Source organism: Angustibacter peucedani, from assembly GCF_054779595.1.
In genome coordinates, this window is sequence record NZ_BAAGXY010000101.1 from 1 (window position 1) to 4,170 (window position 4,170).

The 4,170-nt window shown below is 76.1% G+C and carries 4 protein-coding genes; all 4 read left to right on the forward strand.

The window, feature by feature from the left end:
- On the forward strand, positions 1-771 hold a 771-nt coding region (locus ACYVJ4_RS16020; protein WP_460461140.1), incomplete at its 5' end, for an FHA domain-containing protein.
- On the forward strand, positions 768-2,429 hold the full coding sequence (locus tag ACYVJ4_RS16025) for a serine/threonine-protein kinase (RefSeq protein WP_460461141.1): 1,662 nt from the start codon (positions 768-770) through the stop codon (positions 2,427-2,429). The genes ACYVJ4_RS16020 and ACYVJ4_RS16025, both read left to right, overlap by 4 nt.
- Before the next feature lies 1 nt (position 2,430).
- Entirely contained in the window at positions 2,431-3,183 is a 753-nt protein-coding gene (locus ACYVJ4_RS16030; protein WP_460461142.1) for a hypothetical protein, read from the forward strand.
- Positions 3,184-3,188: 5 nt separating this feature from the next.
- A partial coding sequence (locus ACYVJ4_RS16035; protein WP_460461143.1) for an NHL repeat-containing protein occupies positions 3,189-4,170 on the forward strand: 982 nt, incomplete at its 3' end.

The following is a 4,170-nucleotide window of genomic DNA, read 5'->3' on the forward strand; positions in this document are numbered from 1 at the left end:
CCGGCCCCCGACGCGCCGCGCCCGCTGATCAGCTCGGTGCCCTGGCGCCGCGCCGAGCCCGACGCCGAGCCGGCCCCAGAGCCGGCCCCCGCGCCGCCGGCGCCCCCGGCCCCCGTCCCGGTGCAGCACGTGGACCTGCCCACCCGCCCCCAGCCCACCCCCACCCCCGTCGCGTCCGAAGAACTGGTCGGCATACCGGCCATGTCGTCGGACGCAACGGTCGCGTCGGCGGAACCGGCCGTGGACGACGAGGTGGACGAGGCGACGGTCGACCGCGCGGCGCTGCTGGCCGAGCGGCCGCTGACCGGTCCGGAGGTGCTGGCGGTGCTCTGCCCGGCCGGGCACCCGAGCCCGCCGCACGCGACGCACTGCCGGGTGTGCGGGCGTGACGTCCCGGCCCAGACGCCCTACCGCACCCCGCGCCCGCCGCTCGGGGTGCTGACGCTGTCGACCGGGGACGTCGTCACGCTCGACCGCGGGGTGCTGCTCGGCCGCGCGCCCACCCTGGCCGGCAACGCCTCGCTCGGCGAGCGCCCGCACGTGGTGAAGGTCGCCAGCCCCGACAAGGACATCTCGCGCAACCACGCCCAGCTCGCCCTCGAGGGGTGGCACGTGCTGGTGAGCGACCTCGGCTCGACCAACGGCACCACGGTGCAGCTGCCCGGCCAGGACCCGGTGCGGCTGCGTCCCGGCGACCAGCAGGCGATCGAGCCCGGCACCGTCGTGGTGCTCGCCGACGAGGTCAGCCTGGTCTACGAGGTGACCCCGTGACCGCCCGCGCCGCCGCGGCGCCCGCGCCCGAGATCCCGGGCCTGGTCTTCGTCGAGCCGCTGGGGTCCGGCGGGTACGCCGACGTCTACCTGTACGAGCAGCAGATGCCGCGCATGCCCGTTGCGGTGAAGGTGCTCAAGCGCGACGGCCTCACCGACGCGATCCGCCAGCAGTTCACCGACGAGGCCAACACCATGGCCCACCTCGGCGACCATCCGTACATCGTGCAGATCTTCCGGTCCGAGGTCGCGGCCGACGGCCGGCCCTACATGGTGATGAAGTACTACCCGCCGCCGAACCTCGCGATGCGCGCGCGCAGCGAGCGGTTCACGGTCGAGGAGGTGCTGCGCACCGGGATCCAGGTGGCCAGCGCCGTCGAGACCGCGCACCGCGCGGGCATCACCCACCGCGACATCAAGCCGGCCAACATCCTGGTGAGCCAGTACGGCGCGCCCGGCCTGACCGACTTCGGCATCGCCGGCCGCGGGGCGCGCGACGACGACGAGCTCGACGACGTCGGCGTCTCGGTGCCGTGGGCGCCGCCCGAGGTGCTGTACGGCCAGAGCAGCGGCAGCGTCGCCGCGGACGTCTACTCGCTGTCGGCGACGCTGTGGCACCTGCTGGTCGGGCGCTCGCCGTTCGAGGTGCCGGGCGGCGACAACTCGAGCTACGCCCTGATGCCGCGCATCCGGCAGAACCCGCCGCCGCCCACCGGTCGTGCCGACGTGCCCCAGACCCTCGAACGCCTTCTGGCGCAAGGGATGGCGAAGCTGCCCGAGGCCCGCCCGGGCACCGCGCTCGAGCTCGCGCGGGCCCTGCAGCAGGTCGAGCAGGAGCAGCGGTTCGCCCGCACCGAGGTGCTGGTGCTCGACGAGAGCGGCAACGCCACGCTCGAGGGCCACCGCGGCGCCAGCGAGGACGACGAGCAGGACCGCACCCGGGTCAAGGCTCCGCAGAGCGTTGCGGCACAACGGGTCGCGCCCACGGTGCGCCCGACCACCGGCCCGCGCCCGCAGCCCGTCGACGGCCGCACGCCGCACCCCACGTCGTACGCGACGCCCGGGCCGGCGGCGCACGTGAGCGGTCCGCGGCCGACGTCCGCGCCGGCAGTCACCGGTCCGCACCCCGGCTCGGACGACGGCGACGACGCCACCGTCCGGCGCGCGCAGACCGCTGCGGCCCAAGCGGTTCCGGCGTCCGAGGCCGCGTCCGGGGTGCCGGTGTGGCGTCGTCCGGCGTACCTGCTGCCGGCCGTCGCCGGGGGCCTGGCGCTGGTCGTCGTGCTGCTCGTCGTCCTGCTGCTGCAGGGCGGCGACGACGGCGGCCCCGACCCGAGGGCCACCGGCCGCGCCACGATCACGCCCACCGACGACCCGGTGGTCGACATCCCCGCGACCCCCAGCGTGACGGCCAAGCCGGTCAAGGGCGGCGTGCTGTTCACCTGGACCTACAACGCCCCCGTCCGCGACCGCGACACCTTCCGCGTGCAGGTCGGCCCGACGCCGGACGACGCCCGGCAGGGCTCCCCGCGCCAGGCGAAGCAGGCCTCGACGACGGTGCGCACCGCCAAGGGCCGCGCCCTGTGCCTGGTCGCGACCGTCGTCCGCTCGGGCGTGCCGTCGAACCCGTCCGACGCGGCCTGCGGGAGGGCGGGCTGACATGGGCGTGCGCATCGACTTCTGCGGCGAGCAGTTCCTGGCCGAGGCGGGCTCGCCGTTCACGATCGGGCGGGTCGGCGACCTCGAGATCGACGACAACCCCTACCTGCACCGCAGCTTCCTCGTGGTCGTGGAGGAGGGCGGGCTGTGGTGGCTCACCAACGTGGGCACCACGCTGACCGCCACGGTCGCCGACGACAAGGGCCTGTTCCAGGCCTGGCTCGCGCCCGGTGCGCGGGTGCCGCTCGCGCTCGAGCACTTCACCGTGTGGTTCACCGCCGGGCCGACGACGTACGAGTTCGACCTGTACGTCGACGAGCCGGCCTTCACCGCGGTGTTCGAGGCCGAGCAGGACGACTCGACCGGCCAGACGACGGTCGGGCGGGTGTCGTTCACGCCCGACCAGAAGCTGCTGGTCGTCGCGCTGTGCGAGGGCTTCCTGCGCCGCGGCGGCGGCCAGGGCCAGGTGCCGTCGTCGGCCGAGGCGGCCGAGCGGCTGGGCTGGACCATCACCCGCTTCAACCGCAAGCTCGACAACGTCTGCAGCAAGCTCGCCGACGCCGGCATCCGCGGGCTGCACGGCGGACCGACCAAGCTGGCCAGCAACCGCAAGGCCCGGCTGGTCGAGCACGCGCTGTCGACGCGCATCGTCGGCGAGCACGACCTCGCGCTGCTGCCCGAGCGGGCGGCGGGACCGGCACGGGGGACGGCGGCGGGGGCCGCCGGTCGGACGAGCGAGAGCCAGGGGGGCTGAGCAGCATGGGGTTCTTCACCAGACGCCGCACGACGGTGGCGTCCGCGACCGCGGTCGGCGTCGCGGGGGCGATGCTCGTCGCGCTCGCCGTGCGCGCCGACGGCGAGGTCATCCGCCGCGCCGACCTGCACGACGGCGGCGTCTGGGTGACCTCCAACGCCGACGCCCGCTTCGGCCGGCTCAACAAGCCCGCGGGCGAGCTGGACGCCGGCGTCGCCGCGCCGGCCGCGTCCGGTGCCGGGCTCGACGTGCTGCAGGACGGCGCCGCGGTCGTCGCGGTCAGCCGCACCGGCGGCCAGCTCATGCCGATCGACCCGGTGACGGCCAAGCTGCGCGACGATGCGGTGGCCCCGCTCGCCGCGTCGCCGTCGTCCGCGCCCGGCTCGCGGGTCTTCACCCCTGACACCGCCGACCTGCGCGGCGGCACCCTCGCCCGGGTCGACCCGGCGACCGGCAGGGTGTGGGCCGAGCGCGTCGACCCGAGCAGCGCGGTCGAGTCCGTCGACGCGCTGACGGCCCAGTCCGACCCGCTCGCCACGGTGGGAGCCGGCGCGGTGCTGGCGGTCGGCGTCGACGGCAGCGTCTACGCGGCGTCCGGCACCACCGGCCAGGTCGTCACCCTGCGCCCGACGGCCGACGGCTTCGAGCGCGCGGTGGTCGCGCGCACCGCGCTGCGCGCCAGCACGCTCGACCTCACCGCGGTCGGCACCACCTGGGTGGCGCTCGACGCCGCCAAGGAGCAGCTGTGGGTCGCCGGGCAGGCGAAGCCGCAGAGCGTGCAGGGCGCGGTGGGCGAGCACAACGCCGCCGACCCGGCGTACGCCGCGCTGCAGCAGCCCGGCCCGACCGCCGCGACCGTCGCGGTCGAGAGCACCCAGGGCGTGCAGCTCGTCGGGCTCGGCGAGGACTCGGGCGGCGGCGCGGTCGTGGCGCTGCGCGACGACCAGGCCGGCGACGCCGCCGCGGCGCTGCAGGTCGCCCGCCCGG

What these genes read in the sequence shown, in the direction of transcription:
- ACYVJ4_RS16030 (WP_460461142.1), top strand. Translation starts at nt 2,431, where the DNA reads ATGGGCGTGCGCATCGACTTCTGCGGCGAGCAGTTCCTGGCCGAGGCG.